This window comes from Saccharicrinis carchari (assembly GCF_900182605.1).
Classification (GTDB): Bacteria; Bacteroidota; Bacteroidia; order Bacteroidales; family Marinilabiliaceae; genus Saccharicrinis; species Saccharicrinis carchari.
Genome location: NZ_FXTB01000001.1, coordinates 672,516 through 689,127 on the forward strand (window position 1 = coordinate 672,516; position 16,612 = coordinate 689,127).

The window sequence follows — 16,612 nt, forward strand, 5'->3', positions numbered from 1 at the left end:
GTAATCATCGGACCATTTAAAATATAAACCATATGAAACGAGCCCTCTCCTACTTTTTATTGCTTCTGCTGGTGTTGCCGGCTTACGCGCAAGACCTGCAAAAACCCATCATAGGCTTATCTTCTACTTCGGGGGGTGGCACCTCTACATCGGTGCCCCTCACCTATGTTCAGGCGGTGATCAGGGCAGGCGGTGTACCCATGATACTTCCCATCACCCACGACCACGAATTGCTTAAGCGGATGCTCGATAACATAGATGCCCTTATCCTTACAGGAGGAGAAGACGTGGATCCTTTAAAATGGTACGGCGAAGAGCCACTGCCCGCATTGGGTGGCATCGCTCCGCGGCGCGATTCGTTTGATGTAGCTCTGGCTCGCTTGGCAGTGGAACGTAATATCCCGCTTTTAGGTATATGCAGAGGTCATCAGGTAATTAACGTGGCCTTTGGTGGAACGCTGTATCAGGATATCCCCTCACAGGTAAAAGATGCGCGGGTTAAACATAGGCAAAATGCAGCTGCCAATTATGGAACACACAGCATCCGTATAGAGCAAAACTCCTTGCTCCATCAGCAAATTGGCACACAACACATTGCTGTCAATTCCTTTCATCATCAAGCCGTTAAAGATGTAGCACCCGGGTTTAAGGTAACGGCCACATCCGTTGATGGCGTGGTGGAGGCCATGGAAAAAACAGATTCCGACCAGGTATATAGCGTTCAGTTTCATCCCGAAGGTTTTATCGCTAATGACATAAATACCTTTTTGGGTATTTTTGAATATCTGGTAAAAAAGGCGGAGCAACATGAAAGGAAGAAAAAGCAATAGCTACTCATTATTAGGCAACTACAAGGTTATAACAATAAAAGCACGCGAAGCTTCGCTTAGGATGCTACTAATTTTTTAAAAAACAACCCATCTACATATCTAATTATTTGCATATATCAATTATTGAATTTATATTTGTCCCATCAAATCATATAAACAAACAGTAAATCTGAGTATGACTATGCAAATAAAAGGAATTCTATTAGCCACCCTTATCTTTTATCTGGGAGCGCTACCACCAACAAAGGCGCAAAAGGGTGACACGAGCCATGTTTTTACACTCGACCAAATATTAACTATGGCCAACAATAATAACAGTGAGATACTAAAGAGCATGGCCGATTTAAAAAGCGCCCGGGCCGATAACCAGCAGGCCAATGCCATGTATCTGCCTTCGGTTGAACTATCCAACACCTATTATGCTACCACTGATCCGCTTAACGCATTCGGTTTTAAGTTGCAGCAAGCCACGGTAACGCAGGCCGATTTTAATCCTGCTCTGTTAAACGATCCGGGCACCATAAACAACTTTCATACGCAAATAAAAGTGGAGCAACCATTAATAAACGTGGATGCCTGGATGGGTAAAAGCGCCGCTGCCAAAAAAGTAAAAGCCATGGAGCTGAAAAGTGAATACACCCAGGCACACATCCATTTTATTATTAAACAAACCTATTATGCGCTGCAATTGGCCAAAGCGCGAAAAGCAGTAGTAAAAAAAGCATTGAAAGCATCGGACGCGTATTTACGTATAGGTGAGGACAATTTGGAGCAAGGCTATATGAAAGAGGCCGATTTGTTGGCTATTAAAGTGAGGAAGCTGGAGCTGGATGCGGAAATGAAAGCGACCGAAAATCAAGAGAAATCAATACAAGAAACACTCAACTTTTTAATTGGAAGGGATATTAACCTCCCCTTAGAGGTGACCGATTCCATCGAACAAGTTAGTTTTTCACTGGCAGGAATGGATAATGTAAGTAACCGGGCCGATGTGCTGGCCATGCAATATGGCATGCAAGCGCGCCATATGATGAAAAAAAGTGGTGCTTTTAGCTTTGCCCCGCGCATCAATGCTTTTGGCATGTATAATATGTACGATGCCGATTTTGGCGGATTCGATGCCGACAGTTGGATGGTAGGCATCAACCTCACCTGGAAACTCTTCAACGGTGGTCGTAATCTGGGTAAATTCAATAAATCAAAAGCCGAATTTATCCGATCCGAAATTGAATACCACGAGTACCTGAACAAAGGTAACATGGAACTGATGCAGGCCAAACGCGACATAACCGTAAACCAAAGCCAACTACTTACGTACCGGACAGCAGTAAAACAGGCACAGGAATCCTTGCGTATCCGCACAAATCGTTATAAGGAAGGTATGGAACGCACCTCGGATCTTTTAATGGCCGAAGCCAAAACCGCCGAGAACGAACTGAAACATCTGAACGCCATTTACAATTATAACGTATCCGTTTTTAAGTACGAGTTGCTTTCCTCAGAGGCCAATAAGTAGTGGCTATGAGAAAACGGAACAATTCTCTTTTAAATACCCTCTAGCTCCCTAAAGGGAGAACGATAACTCCCCGTGGAGAGCTAATTCCTCTTTAGGGCTTAGAGCCAACTAAAAAGTTTTCTTTCATACACTAAAAAGCGTACAACAATTTATTTCGTAAATAATAAAAACTCAAAATAACTATGAATCTTTCAAACACATTCATGCTTTTAATAGCCGGGGCAATGCTCCTCCAAGGCTGTGGCAACGATAAAAAAGAAACCGACCGGGAAACAGGTGTTCCCGTGCGCACATCTCAGGTAGTGGCTTCGCCGGTTCCCAACACTTATCAGTATTCGGGAACGGTATCCTCACTTAAAAAATCAACCTTGAGTACCCGCATCATGGGGCAAATTGACAAGGTATATGTAAGTGAAGGCAACAAAGTAAAGAAAGGACAATTATTACTGTCGATCCGCAGCAACGATATCATGGCCAAAAAAAGCCAGGTAGAAGCCAACATTGTTGAGGTAAGCGCCGGACTCAAAAATGCAGAGGCGGATTACAACAGGATAAGTGCACTCTACGAAACCAAGAGTGCCACAAAAAAAGAACTGGACGATATTACCACCCACCTGGATATGATGCAAGCCAGACTCAATGCGGCACAAAAGGCCAGGGCCGAGGTGGAAGAAATGATGACTTATGCCAATATACGTGCACCCTATACAGGTGTGGTAACCAACTTATTTGTTGATGCCGGCGACATGGCCAACCCGGGAATGCCACTCATTGCTGTGGAGGGACCCGGAACATTTGAGGTGATTACAAGAATACCGGAATCGGAAATTGACCTGATTGCAACAAACGATACCGTGTACGTAAATGTAAAAAATGTGGAACAGCTTATACAGGGAGTTGTAAGCGCGGTGAGCACCTCCAGCAGGCTATCGGGTGCCCAATTCGAAACCAAGATACTGCTTATGCCCAATGCGCGGCAGTTAAAAGAGTTACGGAGCGGAATGTTTGCCCAGGTTACATTGTCCAAAGGCGACACAAAAAAAATAATGGTACCTAAAGCATTAATTGTACACCGCGGACAGTTAACAGGTATATGGACCGTTAGCGAATCTAATACAGCATTGCTCCGCTGGGTGCGACTGGGCAAAAGCATCGACCAAAGGATAGAAATCCTATCGGGCTTATCCGTGGGCGACCGATTAATACTAAATAGCGAGGTGCGATTGCACGACGGAATGCGCCTGGAGCTTAAATAATAAAGTAGCAGGTAGCAGGATATGAGTATCAAATATAAATAATCAAGAACACATAATAATGAAACTATCAAGATAAAGCACATACCTATCAATTGGATGTCCTTTCGCTTTAGCGAAATAAAAAATATCCATCCATCTTGATACTTGACGCTTACGTGTTGATACTAATTTCATAATTTCAACTATATGAAAACAGGATTTGCAGGGTCTTTGGCCCGAATGTTTATAAACTCGAAGCTGACCCCCTTGTTAATGGTCGCGTTCGTGATAATAGGTATGTACAGTTCGTACCTTACCCCCCGCGAGGAAGAACCGCAGATAGATGTGCCTATAGCCGATATATTTGTGGGCTATCCCGGTGCAAGCCCCGAAGAGGTAGAATCGAAAATAGTAAAGCCGATAGAAAAAATTATCTCTAACGTAACTGGCGTGGAGTATGTTTATTCGCAGGCCATGCCCGAGCAGGCCATGCTAATCGTGCAGTTTTACGTGGGCGAAGATGTAGAGCGCAGCTTGGTGAAACTATACAACGAGCTGATGAAAAATATGGATCGTATGCCGGCCGGTATCACGCTCCCGCTGATTAAAACAAGGTCTATCGACGATGTTCCGGTAGTGGGGCTAACCCTGTGGAGTGAGAATTACAGCGACTTCCAGTTAAAACGGGTAGCACAGGAACTAAACTCGGAGATAGAAAAAATAACCGACATAGCTGAAACCAAAATATTGGGCGGAAGAAACCGTGAGATACAGGTTATCCTGAACAGAGACAAAATGACCGCTTACCAGGTAGACCCCCTGATGATAGCCCAACAGTTAGAGGTATCCAACACCCAGTTTTCGTCGGGATCCTTTAACCAAAACAACAATGAGTATGCGGTAAGCACCGGCAAATTTTTACAAACTGCCGAGGAAGTGAGCAACCTGGTGATAGGTGTAAACCAAAACAGTCCTATTTATTTACATCAGGTGGCCACTGTGGAGGACGGCCCATCCATACCTGATTCCTACGTTTCCTTCGGATACGGTCAAGCCAGCGAAAACAAGGAAATTCATCCCGGCGAATACGGTGCGGTAACCATATCGATAGCCAAACGAAGAGGTGCCGATGCCATGCGCCTGGCCGAACTGATTGAGGATAAAATAGAGATACTGCAAGGCGAACTGTTGCCCGCCGACATACATGTTGAGGTAACCCGCAACTACGGCGAAACGGCTTCGGAAAAAGTATCGGAATTGCTGATGCACCTTTTGGGCGCTATTATAGCGGTAACCATAGTGGTGATGCTGGCCATGGGATGGCGGGGCGGATTGGTGGTGTTTATCTCGGTGCCCATTACCTTTGCCCTCACCATGTTCAGTTATTACTTTTTAGATTACACCCTGAACCGCATTACCCTATTTGCACTGGTGTTTGTAACCGGTATCGTAGTGGACGACTCCATTATTATTGCCGAAAACATGCACCGCCACTTTAAAATGAGGCAATTACCCTTTTTTCAGGCAGCACTTAAATCCATCGACGAGGTAGGCAACCCTACCATACTGGCCACGTTTACGGTGATAGCTGCGGTTATACCCATGATATTTGTTTCGGGTATGATGGGACCCTACATGAGTCCCATGCCTATTGGCGCCTCCATTGCCATGATATTCTCGCTACTGGTGGCACTAATGATAACGCCTTGGTTGGCCTATCGTTTGTTAAAACATGATGATTCCAATGATAGCCAAAAAAACTACTCCCTGGAAGATTCACTGATCTACAAACTTTATAACAAAACCATGCGCCCCATGATTGACAATGCCATGAAACGATGGGTGTTCATTATAGGTGTTACGCTATTGTTATTTGGTTCGGTAAGCTTGTTTATGTTTAAAGTGGTAACCGTAAAAATATTGCCCTTCGACAATAAAAATGAGTTTCAGGTGGTAATTGACATGCCCGAGGGCACAACCCTGGAGCAAACGGCCAATGTTACCAAGGAACTGGCGACTTACCTGCGCGAACATGAGCTGGTTACCAACTATCAAACCTATGTGGGCACCTCGGCACCCATCAACTTTAACGGCCTGGTGCGTCATTACGACCTGCGCAGGGGTTCCAATGTAGCCGATATACAAGTGAATCTGGTTTCCAAAAACGAAAGGAGCCTGCAAAGTCACGACATAGCCAAACAACTGCGACCGGGATTGCAGGAAATTGGTAAAAAATTTAATGCCAATGTAAAAGTGGTTGAAGTACCGCCCGGTCCGCCGGTAATGTCAACTATGGTAGCGGAAATTTACGGTCCCGATTACGAAGCACAAAAAGATATTGCCCGTCAGGTCAAGGAGTTGTTTAAAACAACCGAGAGTGTGGTGGATGTAGACTGGATGATGGAAAGCGATCAGGAGGAATACCGTTTTGATGTGGACAAGGAAAAAGCCATGCTGGCAGGCATTGCCCCTCAACAAATCGTACATGCCATCAGCATGAACCTGAGAGGTGCCACGGCAACGCATCTATACGCCGAAAACGACCACGACCAGGTGGGCATCACCCTGCGCATGGCAGAGGAAGACCGTACCGGCATCCAGGATTTAAAAAAGATAAATCTGATGTCGCAAAACGGAAATATGGTGGCTATAGGCGATTTGGTAAACATTAAAAAAACCATCAAAGCAAAAAGCATATACCGTAAAAACCAAAAGCAAGTAGTGTTTGTTACCGCCGACGTGGCCGGAACACTGGAAAGTCCTGTGTATGCCATCATGGACATCTCGGACCGCATGGACGAGATACAATTGCCCAAAGGTTACGAGATAAGTGAATACTATAGCGCACAGCCTTTTTCGGAAAGCGAGTTTGGTTTAAAATGGGATGGCGAATGGCAAATTACCTACGAGGTATTCCGCGATTTGGGAACGGCCTTTGCCGTGGTGCTCCTTATCATTTACATGTTAATAGTGGGCTGGTTCCAAAACCTGAAAGTACCCTTTGTGATGATGATTTCCATTCCCCTGTCGCTGGTAGGTATCCTGATAGGACATTGGATGTTGAACGCCTTTTTTACCGCCACCTCCATGATAGGTATGATTGCACTGGCGGGTATTATGGTACGTAACGCCATACTGCTCATCGATTTTGTGAACATACGGCTGGCCGAGGGAGCACCCCTTAAGGAAGCTGTTATTGAGGCCGGTGCCGTTCGTACAACCCCTATCCTATTAACTGCGGGTACGGTGGTGATAGGCGCAGTAGTTATTTTGTTCGACCCCATTTTCCAGGGCCTGGCTATTTCACTGATGGGCGGAAGTATAGCATCCACCTTTTTAACCCTACTGATTGTTCCGCTGGTTTATTATATGGTAGAGAACAAGGCTGCTAAAAATAAAGAGGCGGCAAAAGTAATGGTAAAAACAGAAACAGAAACAACAGAACCTGATACAAAAGATTAATTTGAGTACGAGTGAGTTTTACCCTTCCCATTAGCTTCGGCTTTGGGAAGGGGTTTTAACCCCTCTTTTTTAGCTCAGCCCAATAAATATAAGGTTGGGTTAAAGCCCGATGTAAATGTAATTTAGGTACCCCGGGATAAATCCCGAGGCTAGTTATAATTAGCTTTTTTATAAAAATCCTATGACTCGCTTTAATAGTGATATGAATGTAGGTATTTATCTACTGACCTATAAAACTTTAAACTTTGTACTTGCAACTTAATTTTAAATCTCAAAAAAAATGAAACTATTAGTAGCTATCGCAGTAGCGGAATATCGCGAAAGGCTGGAGCAGTTTTTCAGCCATCAAAATGTAAAATCATACAATATGTTTGACGTAACTGGTGTTATCAAACCGGATAAAGCGCCTCACCGTGCCGGTAACTGGTTTGGCAGTAATGCCCCCACCATACAAAACGTAGCCTTCTTTACAGTGGTAAGCGAAGAACAGGCCAAAAACATCCTGAAAGAGCTGGACCATTGCAAACAAGAAATGCCCGACTGTAATATCAATGCGCACATCCTGAACATTGAGGATATGCTTTAGTAAGTTGCTCAGTTTTATTATTAAGGAGTAATACGTACGGTTAGGTACACCATATGGATAAAAAAAATCATTAAAACCATAAAATTATGCAAGAAAGAGTAGTAAGAGCTGTAGCCGGTATTTTTATATTGGCCAGCATTGTTTTAACCATTTATGTAAATATCAACTGGCTGTTCCTGACCGGATTTGTAGGCCTCAACCTGTTACAATCGTCCATAACCAAGTGGTGTTTGCTGAATCAAATACTAACTAAACTGGGGGTGCCTAAATAAATAAAGTAGATACAATAAAGGAACAAAGAATAATACCTCCATTATGCAGGATTATGGATGTTATTGACCGTGACATTTTTTTTAATCCGTCATTAATTGTTATCTTTGTGCCCTTAACAATACTACCATGGGGCTGACTTGGACTTGACAGCAGGCGAAAGTGGTATGTAAGCATGCAGAGCACAGGAATTCCGGCTCTTTAATCCTGGGTTTCAACTTTTTAATTGGCGAAAATAACTACGCTCTTGCTGCGTAACCGAAGTATAGTAGGTTAAGCACTCGTCCGGTATAAGATGCCGGAACAAGACACCTCCCGAATGCTATCGTCCTGAGGCGGTTCGACATGGAGGTGCTGGAAAATCGGGAATCGGCCTTGGCTTGCTTCGCGTCAAGGTTTAAATAAAGAAGATAAGGTAGCGGTCGGTGGCTTTGATCCAGCCGTTGCTCGAAAATCAAGTCAGAGCTAAGCATGTAGAAAGCATATGGCTTCCTTGACTGGACCAGGGTTCGAAACCCTGCAGCTCCACAAAAAAACCACTCTTAAAATTAAGAGTGGTTTTTTTTATTTTTACACCGTTTGTTTTTCCAGTGCTCTTTTCATAGTAATGCCCAATTCTGCAGGTGATTCCACCACATGAATGCCACATTCCTTCATCACCTTCATCTTGGCAGCAGCGGTATCTTCTGCCCCACCGATGATGGCACCGGCATGTCCCATCCTACGTCCTTTGGGTGCCGTTTGACCGGCAATGAAACCTACCACCGGCTTAGTGCCATGTTCTTTAATCCATAAGGCAGCTTCGGTTTCCATACCACCGCCTATTTCGCCTATCATGATGATGCCCTCGGTACCCGGATCGTTCATCAACAGCTCAACGGCCTCCCTCGTGGTAGTGCCGATGATGGGGTCGCCGCCTATGCCTATGCAGGTGCTTTGTCCCAGCCCTTGTTTGGTAAGCTGATCCACCGCCTCGTAAGTCAAGGTACCCGAACGCGATACCACGCCTATTTTTCCTTTGGCATGGATAAATCCGGGCATAATACCCACCTTGGCCATTCCGGGCGAGATAACGCCGGGACAGTTGGGGCCCACCAAGCGGGTATTCTTATCCTTTAAATAATCTTTCACTTTTACCATATCGGCCGTTGGGATGCCCTCGGTAATGGCAATGGCCACTTTAATGCCCGCATCGGCCGCTTCCATAATGGCATCGGCAGCAAAGGCAGGCGGTACAAAAATAACCGATACGTCGGCATTTACCTTTTCTACGGCTTCCAGTACAGTATTAAAAACCGGAAGATCCAGGTGTTTTGTACCGCCTTTGCCAGGCGTAACGCCTCCCACTACACTGGTTCCGTATTCAATCATTTGTGAAGCATGAAAAGTGCCTTCACTCCCGGTAAATCCCTGGACTATCACATTCGATTTATCTGTAACTAATACGCTCATAAGTCATTTTTATCTTATAAAATTTTGCACAACAAAGTAGGAATATTTTAGATAACTGCCAAGGCAAAATAATGTTTATGCTTATAGGCCCTCATAAATCATTAGAGCAGGCTCTCCTAACTCTCCGGCAACTGCCGGAAGAGCTAAAAACCGCTCTGTAAGCACTTCCGGCATGACGGTATCTACTCACGGGGTGATTATATAAATGCTGTAAATAATCACCCCATGAGTAAGACAACACGTATCAATCCCCATCCCTACCGCTATGCGGTAGTACTTCCTCCCGCAATTCTGCGGGACAGGCTTTTTTTGCCAAATAAAAAGGGGAAGAGCCGCGTTCCTTTAATAACTTCACCAAAGACCTAAATTACACGCCATACAGGTTCTTTCCCGGTTACTGAAATACTACCGACAAGCTATTTCTCCAAAAGAAAAGCGAAGAACTGATTTACAGCGGGGGAATATTTGACTTATCAGACAAAATCCCACATGCAACGATTCCCCACCTTTTTCAAGGAGGGGTGGATGATATTGAGGTACGAAATTTCAGACGGGGTGGTTGTGAGCCTTGCCGAATAAAGAGCCTCGCTCACAAAATACAAACTAAATAAATCCTCATCCCTGCAACTACGTTGCAGTACTTCCCCATTTTCCAAAAAAAAGGGGAAGAGCCGTCTCCGAGTGTAAACCGCTTCATTTTTTTAACGTGAAAAATGCACTCATTTTTCACTTCCGTACTATCCAACTCTAAGCCAAAAAAGGAAAGCATCTAATTTACAGCGGAGTAGGTTTCATATCACATAAATTATTACACGCACCGATTCCCCACCTTTTAAAGGCGGGGTGGATGATATTGAGCCACGAAATATCAGACAGGGTGGTTGTAAACCTTGCCAAATAAAGAACCTCACGCACAAAATACAAACTAAATAAATCCCCATCCCTACGGATTTAAAATTATCCTTTCATGCTCTGTTTGTTAAAAACAAAACACTTTTACGCATAAACACATTTATTTTGCAAATAGTCCTTCTTAATCATTGTATTCTGTAAATTTGCGGCTAATATAGAAATCCAATATTTAATTGAGGATTCTGAATATTTTCAAACATAAAGCTATCACTATGATAAACCTCAAAGATACCATCGTAGCCATATCCACCGCCCAGGGGGCCGGCGCCATTGCCGTAATCCGCCTCACGGGCCCAGATAGCATTACTATTTGCGATAAGGTGTTTCAATCTATACGCCACGGGAAAAAGCTCATAGACCAAGCTGCCCATACCGTTCACTTTGGTTCGCTCATGGATGGCGACAAGGAGCTGGACGAGGTGCTGGTGAGTATTTTTAAAGCCCCCCATTCCTTCACGGGCGAGGACACTGTAGAAGTATCGTGCCATGGCGCACCCTTTATTCAACAGAAGGTGCTGGAGCTCTTTATCCAGAACGGTGCCCAACTGGCCGCGCCCGGTGAGTTTACCCAACGCGCCTTCCTCAATGGCAAGATGGACCTGTCGCAGGCCGAGGCCGTGGCCGACCTGATAGCCTCCAAAAGTGAAGCGGCCCGACGCGTGGCACTGCAACAGATGAAAGGGGGGTTCTCCAATGAGCTGGTGCACCTGCGCGAGCGACTGCTCAATTTTATTTCGCTGGTGGAGCTGGAGCTGGATTTTAGCGAAGAGGACGTGGAGTTTGCAGACCGCGCACAACTCATTGCCCTGGTGGACGAAGTGGAACAACTGCTCACCAAATTGATCAACTCCTTTTCGCTGGGCAACGCCATCAAAAATGGTATCCCCGTGGCCATCGTGGGCCATACCAATGCGGGCAAGTCCACACTGCTTAACACCATCCTGCAAGAGGATCGCGCCATCGTGTCCGACATCCACGGCACCACCCGCGATGCCATCGAAGACACCCTTAACATCAAAGGCATCACCTTCCGCTTTATCGATACCGCCGGCATACGCAAAACCACCGACGCCATCGAAAACATCGGCATAAACCGTACGTACAGCAAAATGGGCTCTGCCTCCATCGTCATCCTGATGCTCGACATCAACGACCCCGACCCCAAGATTCATGAAGCCATAACAGAGGTGAAAGGAAAAATGAACCCCGACCAAAAATTGGTGGTGGCCATTAATAAGATTGACCTGATAGACAGCGGCGAGACAAATGCCCGCTTCACCCCCGAAAAGTTCCCCGAACTATCGGACAACGACGCCATCGTGCCCCTGTCGGCCAAAAAACAAACCGGCGTGGATAACTTGCTGAACGAGCTCATAGATACCGTGAACCTGCAGGCCGTTGACAACGACGAGGTAATCGTTACCAACGCCCGCCATTACGAAGCCCTGCAACGTTCGCACGAGTCCATACGCCGCGTACTCGAAGGTCTGCATAGCGGCCTCTCCGGCGACTTTGTGGCCCAGGACATACGCGAAGTGCTATACTTCCTCGGCCAGATTACCGGCGGCGAAATACAAACCGACGAAGTGCTCGGCAACATCTTTAAGAACTTTTGTATCGGAAAGTAACTTTAATTCATTGGTAATCAAACATATACATAAGTATAACACATCTACCAATTTACACCAACAAACTAATTAGTGCATCTAAGAAAACTCGAATAATTTTGTGTGGCTCGATAAGAAAACGCCAAAGACAAGGCATTCGAGTCTTGAAAATCAAGGAGTTTACTGTTGTAAATGACTGTTTTCAAGATGAGAATAACGTAGTATTTGGCGTTTTCTTATAGCCACTAATTATCAATCGATTAATCTATTAAATAGTATTTTCCGCGGTAATATTTTCAAATAATTTATTTTTACATCTTTGCTATATGAACACCTCTTTTATGTATGTGAGAATTTATTTAGAATTACCAACATAATTTTCAACTGACTCTTCTATATCTAATTTAATCAACTCCCAATGCTTATCTTTTAAGCAAATTGGGTCTAAGTCGGTATCCGCTTCTTTAAAATCAGTTAGTTTATTAATAATTTCCTCCCTGGTGTGACTGTAAGGGTATCTTTTTTCATAAAAGTTCAACATCTCATCCCAGGTAAAAGATTCCATTAGCTCGTGTAAATCCCAAAAGTCTTTTTTTCTGCCATTATTGCCAATAATTTCTAATTTCATGGCAACAACCTCTTCTAATTGAGATAATCTAATACCATTATAGTCTAAAATTGCGTATTGAAACGGGTCTGTATAAAACAAATCAACTTTTATAACTTCATCTTTATTATCACCAACAAGGTATGATTTCCCCATGCTATCATTACCACCAAAGCAATAATCTACAAATTGAAAATTTGCTAGAAACAAACTATCAATCTCATCAAAATCAATTGACTTATATTCGGCATCTGTAAATAAATCAATATCCACAGAAATTCTATGCCCAAGAAGCAAACTCAAAGACGTCCCTCCTACCAACCTAAAAGCATCCAGTTCTTTAAACTGCATTAATTTTATAAGAGTATCCCAAAGTAAATCCGAAACTGTTTCTTTATGGATAGTCATAATTTAAGATAAATATTTTGCCACATTCTTGCTAAACGAATCTAAATAACTGCTTCCTATATTGCGTATTTCATGCTTTACATCTGCTGTACCATAGAAATTTAACATTTCACGAATCTCAATATCGTTGCCTCTTTCGAAAATACGCTTTATAATAGCTCTTCTATTTTTCAACCAATCTATTTTGTCAAAATCGGTATCCCAAAAAATAGCCTTTCTAATCAATTTAAGATTAGGGATTCGTTTATTACTTGTTTCTAGGTAAGCCTTTTTAACATCATAACTGGCTTGCAAAAGCATAAAGTAATCTTCTTCTGTCCCTAATTGTTTTCCCAACCTAATAGATAGTTTAGGGTTGACACTTCTTTTTTCTTTTATTATGGCACTAATTGTTTGAGCATGCTCATCTACCATTAAAGCCAAATCCTTATTTTTCAGACCTCGCTTTTTAATCTCTCGCTTTAGAATGGCTCCTGGATGAATACCTTTTATCTTATTTATATCTGGTAACATATTCAACGTTTTAAATATTCAAAATTACAAAACCATTCGATTATAAACAAATCTGTTTATTTTTTAATTCTGATTGATAGCATTTAGAAAATTTTGTATCGGAAAGCAGCCACGCGACGGCAACGGATAATGATTTACAGCTTGCTTAGCCGTGCGGCCGTGCGACGGCAGCGGGTTAGGATTTACAGCTTGCTTAGCCGTGCGACGGCAGCGGATTAGCTATTTACAGCTTGGTTAAACAGGCCACGAGGTGGCTGCGGATAAGGAATTACAGATTGGTTAACAGAAAACCGATTTGCATGATCGATTGAATTTTATATTGCCCCTCAAATTACCTTACATGGGCATCCCCATTTACCTAATCTTTGTAATCCCAAACACCTACCCTAAACAACCAAGGGTCGATTCCAGTATGGCATCGACCCTTTCTCACTAAGCTACTTCAAATTGATCCCCCTTCAAATTAATCCCTTTCCTGATGGCATGGCGCCACCGAACAATAATTGATTTTACTTAACGGTAATACCTACCTTTTCCAGCTCCTGGTGATCGTTTCCATGGTAAAATAAATTCAGGCACTCACGCAAATCGCTACAATAATTCATAAACTCCTCGAACGACTCTTGCTTTTTAACGGTGGCCCTTTGGGCTTCCCCATCCTCTTTTTCGGCGCTTAGCCTAAGCTGCTCCAGTTTAGCAAGGTCAGCTTTCATGGCGGTAATCTGCTCGGATGGCAAATTTATTAAGGTCAGCTTTTCCTGAACAACAGGCTGAGCTTCAATCGCCGTCAAGGTTAAGTCAATCATAGTTCGCCATTGAGCATAGTTGGTAGGCATCTGTTTATTCATCTGTAATTTGTTCATCAGGGCAGGGTCGGCTTTAAAAAAATACCTTATCCCACCACGGATATTCATAAACCGGTCATGAACACTTCCCTTCAAGTCGTTAAACTGAAGTGTTGCAGCAGTACTCTCACTCTTTTCCACGTCCTGGTCTTTACTGGCTCCGTAGGCTGCCTGATAGAGTTCCGTACCATGGGTCAATTTTTTGTCGTTGTAAATTGCCGCAATGCGTGCTTTTATGGATGCATCTTCCGAAACACCATAAACCAAAATCCTTCCGTCTTCAAGACGTGCTTCAATTGTTCTGTTCATAATATCTGAATTTTAAATCCGGCAGAAAAAGTATAGCTCAGCTTGATGCACCGGAATGGTTTAAACTGTAATGGATCGTAATTTCTGGCATCTATATTATAATCATGGGGAGTTAAACACAACTGTGCCATATCATTGTGTCTTTGCTTGTTAATGAGTTGTTCAATTTACATATATTTATTTTTCTAAACAAAATAATAATTGAAATTTTTTGAATATTTTATTTAACTAAACACATTTTTGCCTGACAATGTGTCGCTTTTGTGCCTCCACGTAGCACTCCCGAGCCATTATGCAGCATTTTATCTGTCAATGTGTCGCCTTTAAGCCTCTGTGCAGTGCTTTTATCCCTTTATGTAGCACTTTTGAGGCTTTATGTAGTGCTTTTAAGCCTCCGTGCAGCGCCTTTGCGGTACAATGTAGCTCCCTTAAGCTTTAATGCAGCACGATTATAATTTATCGCGATGTATTTGAAGGTGTAAAATATACTTCTGAACCCCTATCACTTTCTTATTGGGATAAGGTGAATTATTTTCATTATCTTTAATAGCGGTAAAAACAGCATACTATGCCTAAAATATACGACACACCTCCACAGTACATCGCCGACGAAATAAATAAGCTCCGTATCCGTTTAGATACAACCATCCCCGGCAAACAAGATGACAATATCCTTATTGCAACATGGAATATCAGGGCATTTGGTAAGTTGACAAGTAAATGGGTAGCCGAACCGAAGGACAGCCCCAAACGCGTTTTTGCATTCCTTACTTTGTATTATCGAAATAATTAAAAGTTTTGATATCATCGCCGTCCAGGAGGTAAAGGATGATATAAAATGCCTGCGGGATACGCTGCGTATGCTGGGCGACGATTGGAGTTTTATAATGACCGATGTAACCAAGGGCGACCGTGGCAACGGCGAAAGATTGGCTTTTATATTCAACACCACCAGGGTAAAGCTCTCGGGTTTGGCTTGCGAAATAGTGGTTCCGCGAAAACAACTTGAGGATATCGGGATCGATGCGCTGGACAGGCAATTTGCCAGAACCCCTTATGCCGTAGGATTTCGGGCTAAAAATAAAACTTTCGTCCTATTGACGCTCCATGTTTTGTATGGAAACAACTCGGCACATCGCGTTCCCGAGCTTAAAGCCATTGCCGAATGGATGTACGCCTGGGCCAAACAACTTAAACGCTGGAACCAGAGCCTGATAACACTCGGCGATTTTAATATAGAGCGCCAAGGCGATCCGGCTTATAATGCCTTCGTTTCAAAAGGCCTGTTTATACCTCCCCAAATACGCGATTTGCCGAGCACCATTTTTAAAGACCTGAAACTGTACGACCAGATAGGCTGGTACAAAAACAGCCACGGAAAATCGCAAATAGCGCTGGAATTTAATACAGGCGGCATCTTCGACTTCCGCGACCACCTGCTCATAAACCGTAATTATTCCCTGTCGAAACTATCGCACCGGATATCGGATCACTTTCCGCTGTGGTGTGAGTTTATGGTGTAGTTAACCCATAGTAAAAATGGTAGTTCAATTAAAGAACCTATATCTTTTGCCAACCCAGCAGTTCAACAGTATGAAAAAAAGGAACTCCTCCTGCCCGCACCACTGCCCTACCCCTTACTTTCCGCGCCTGGTTTTCTGTATTTGTGGTATCTGTTTTTCTCCCATCTTATTGTTTTTAACCCTTGCTTGCTGTTGGTAACTTTATTTCCCCTTTTCAAAGCCAAATAGGCTTTTCTTTTGTATTTTAGTCCGATTATGACAAACAGTAATCGAGTACGCATTTTTTTAGGCCAATGATAATTGAAATTGAAGGAGGCACACAATCCGCTTTTTACAGCCAAAGTGGATGCCGCACGCATCTGCAAAACTGAACTTGGCGAACGAAAAGCGAAGCGCGTATAGGTCATATAGCTGGCAAAGATATTTGTGGTTGATAAAGAAGAATTGCTGACACTTTGCTTAGCAGGGCAAGTGTATGAGCTGGCAAAAGGACAAAGAGCAAAAGACGCATTAACATACCATAAAAGTAAATGATAG

At 43.4% G+C, this 16,612-nt stretch carries 13 protein-coding genes and 1 other RNA gene; 10 read left to right on the forward strand and 4 right to left on the reverse strand.

The annotated features are described in order from the left end of the window. The first annotated feature begins 32 nt into the window (after positions 1–32). The 7 genes from FN809_RS02395 (at position 33) to ssrA (ending at position 8,430) form a co-directional block, all read left to right on the forward strand. Positions 33–830, forward strand: coding sequence for a gamma-glutamyl-gamma-aminobutyrate hydrolase family protein (locus FN809_RS02395; protein WP_142531868.1), 798 nt, complete (start codon positions 33–35; stop codon positions 828–830). A gap of 181 nt (positions 831–1,011) precedes the next feature. Continuing rightward, positions 1,012–2,346 (forward strand): TolC family protein, encoded by a 1,335-nt coding sequence (locus FN809_RS02400; protein WP_185957408.1) that lies wholly within the window; start codon positions 1,012–1,014, stop codon positions 2,344–2,346. A gap of 182 nt (positions 2,347–2,528) precedes the next feature. Then, positions 2,529–3,602, forward strand: a complete 1,074-nt coding sequence (locus tag FN809_RS02405; protein ID WP_142531870.1) for an efflux RND transporter periplasmic adaptor subunit — start codon at positions 2,529–2,531, stop codon at positions 3,600–3,602. 186 nt (positions 3,603–3,788) lie between these two features. Then, the gene (locus FN809_RS02410; RefSeq protein WP_142531871.1) at positions 3,789–7,043 is read left to right on the forward strand and encodes an efflux RND transporter permease subunit; all 3,255 of its coding nucleotides are present in this window, start codon (positions 3,789–3,791) and stop codon (positions 7,041–7,043) included. Positions 7,044–7,323: 280 nt separating this feature from the next. Continuing rightward, a complete protein-coding gene (locus FN809_RS02415; RefSeq protein WP_142531872.1) occupies positions 7,324–7,629 on the forward strand; it encodes a hypothetical protein in 306 nt (101 codons plus the stop codon). An 86-nt stretch (positions 7,630–7,715) separates the two neighbouring features. Further along, entirely contained in the window at positions 7,716–7,901 is a 186-nt protein-coding gene (locus tag FN809_RS02420) for a YgaP family membrane protein (RefSeq protein ID WP_142531873.1), read from the forward strand. Between the two features lie 129 nt (positions 7,902–8,030). Continuing rightward, positions 8,031–8,430: a transfer-messenger RNA gene (ssrA, locus tag FN809_RS02425) on the forward strand. A 39-nt stretch (positions 8,431–8,469) separates the two neighbouring features. Here the strand turns inward: ssrA and sucD are convergent. Then, positions 8,470–9,351, reverse strand: a complete 882-nt coding sequence (sucD, locus tag FN809_RS02430; protein ID WP_142531874.1) for a succinate--CoA ligase subunit alpha — start codon at positions 9,349–9,351, stop codon at positions 8,470–8,472. A gap of 1,085 nt (positions 9,352–10,436) precedes the next feature. On the opposite strand from sucD, the gene mnmE reads away from it, so the two are divergent. Continuing rightward, positions 10,437–11,891 carry a tRNA uridine-5-carboxymethylaminomethyl(34) synthesis GTPase MnmE gene (gene mnmE, locus FN809_RS02435; RefSeq protein ID WP_246095402.1) on the forward strand — a complete coding sequence of 485 codons (1,455 nt, stop codon included), beginning with the start codon at positions 10,437–10,439 and terminating at the stop codon, positions 11,889–11,891. Between the two features lie 334 nt (positions 11,892–12,225). Here mnmE and FN809_RS02440 read toward each other — a convergent pair whose 3' ends face one another. The 3 genes from FN809_RS02440 to FN809_RS02450 all read right to left on the reverse strand — a co-directional run bounded on the left by FN809_RS02440 (position 12,226) and on the right by FN809_RS02450 (position 14,552). Then, the gene (locus FN809_RS02440) at positions 12,226–12,885 is read right to left on the reverse strand and encodes a nucleotidyl transferase AbiEii/AbiGii toxin family protein (RefSeq protein ID WP_142531875.1); all 660 of its coding nucleotides are present in this window, start codon (positions 12,883–12,885) and stop codon (positions 12,226–12,228) included. A gap of 3 nt (positions 12,886–12,888) precedes the next feature. After that, positions 12,889–13,398, reverse strand: coding sequence for a HigA family addiction module antitoxin (locus FN809_RS02445; protein WP_142531876.1), 510 nt, complete (start codon positions 13,396–13,398; stop codon positions 12,889–12,891). A gap of 509 nt (positions 13,399–13,907) precedes the next feature. Next, entirely contained in the window at positions 13,908–14,552 is a 645-nt protein-coding gene (locus tag FN809_RS02450) for a hypothetical protein (RefSeq protein ID WP_142531877.1), read from the reverse strand. A 568-nt stretch (positions 14,553–15,120) separates the two neighbouring features. On the opposite strand from FN809_RS02450, the gene FN809_RS17845 reads away from it, so the two are divergent. Further along, positions 15,121–15,345, forward strand: a complete 225-nt coding sequence (locus FN809_RS17845; RefSeq protein ID WP_221929336.1) for a hypothetical protein — start codon at positions 15,121–15,123, stop codon at positions 15,343–15,345. Further along, positions 15,311–16,075, forward strand: coding sequence for an endonuclease/exonuclease/phosphatase family protein (locus FN809_RS02455; protein ID WP_221929337.1), 765 nt, complete (start codon positions 15,311–15,313; stop codon positions 16,073–16,075). The genes FN809_RS17845 and FN809_RS02455 overlap by 35 nt, the downstream gene beginning before the upstream one ends. Positions 16,076–16,612 lie beyond the last annotated feature (537 nt).

Bases quoted from the DNA above. Each gene is read 5' to 3' on its own strand.
- FN809_RS02420 (WP_142531873.1), top strand. From the start codon at position 7,716: ATGCAAGAAAGAGTAGTAAGAGCTGTAGCCGGTATTTTTATATTGGCC.
- FN809_RS02445 (WP_142531876.1), bottom strand. From the start codon at position 13,398: ATGTTACCAGATATAAATAAGATAAAAGGTATTCATCCAGGAGCCATT.
- FN809_RS02400 (WP_185957408.1), top strand. From the start codon at position 1,012: ATGCAAATAAAAGGAATTCTATTAGCCACCCTTATCTTTTATCTGGGA.
- sucD (WP_142531874.1), bottom strand. From the start codon at position 9,351: ATGAGCGTATTAGTTACAGATAAATCGAATGTGATAGTCCAGGGATTT.
- FN809_RS02415 (WP_142531872.1), top strand. From the start codon at position 7,324: ATGAAACTATTAGTAGCTATCGCAGTAGCGGAATATCGCGAAAGGCTG.
- FN809_RS17845 (WP_221929336.1), top strand. From the start codon at position 15,121: ATGCCTAAAATATACGACACACCTCCACAGTACATCGCCGACGAAATA.
- FN809_RS02405 (WP_142531870.1), top strand. From the start codon at position 2,529: ATGAATCTTTCAAACACATTCATGCTTTTAATAGCCGGGGCAATGCTC.
- FN809_RS02395 (WP_142531868.1), top strand. From the start codon at position 33: ATGAAACGAGCCCTCTCCTACTTTTTATTGCTTCTGCTGGTGTTGCCG.
- FN809_RS02450 (WP_142531877.1), bottom strand. From the start codon at position 14,552: ATGAACAGAACAATTGAAGCACGTCTTGAAGACGGAAGGATTTTGGTT.
- FN809_RS02410 (WP_142531871.1), top strand. From the start codon at position 3,789: ATGAAAACAGGATTTGCAGGGTCTTTGGCCCGAATGTTTATAAACTCG.
- FN809_RS02440 (WP_142531875.1), bottom strand. From the start codon at position 12,885: ATGACTATCCATAAAGAAACAGTTTCGGATTTACTTTGGGATACTCTT.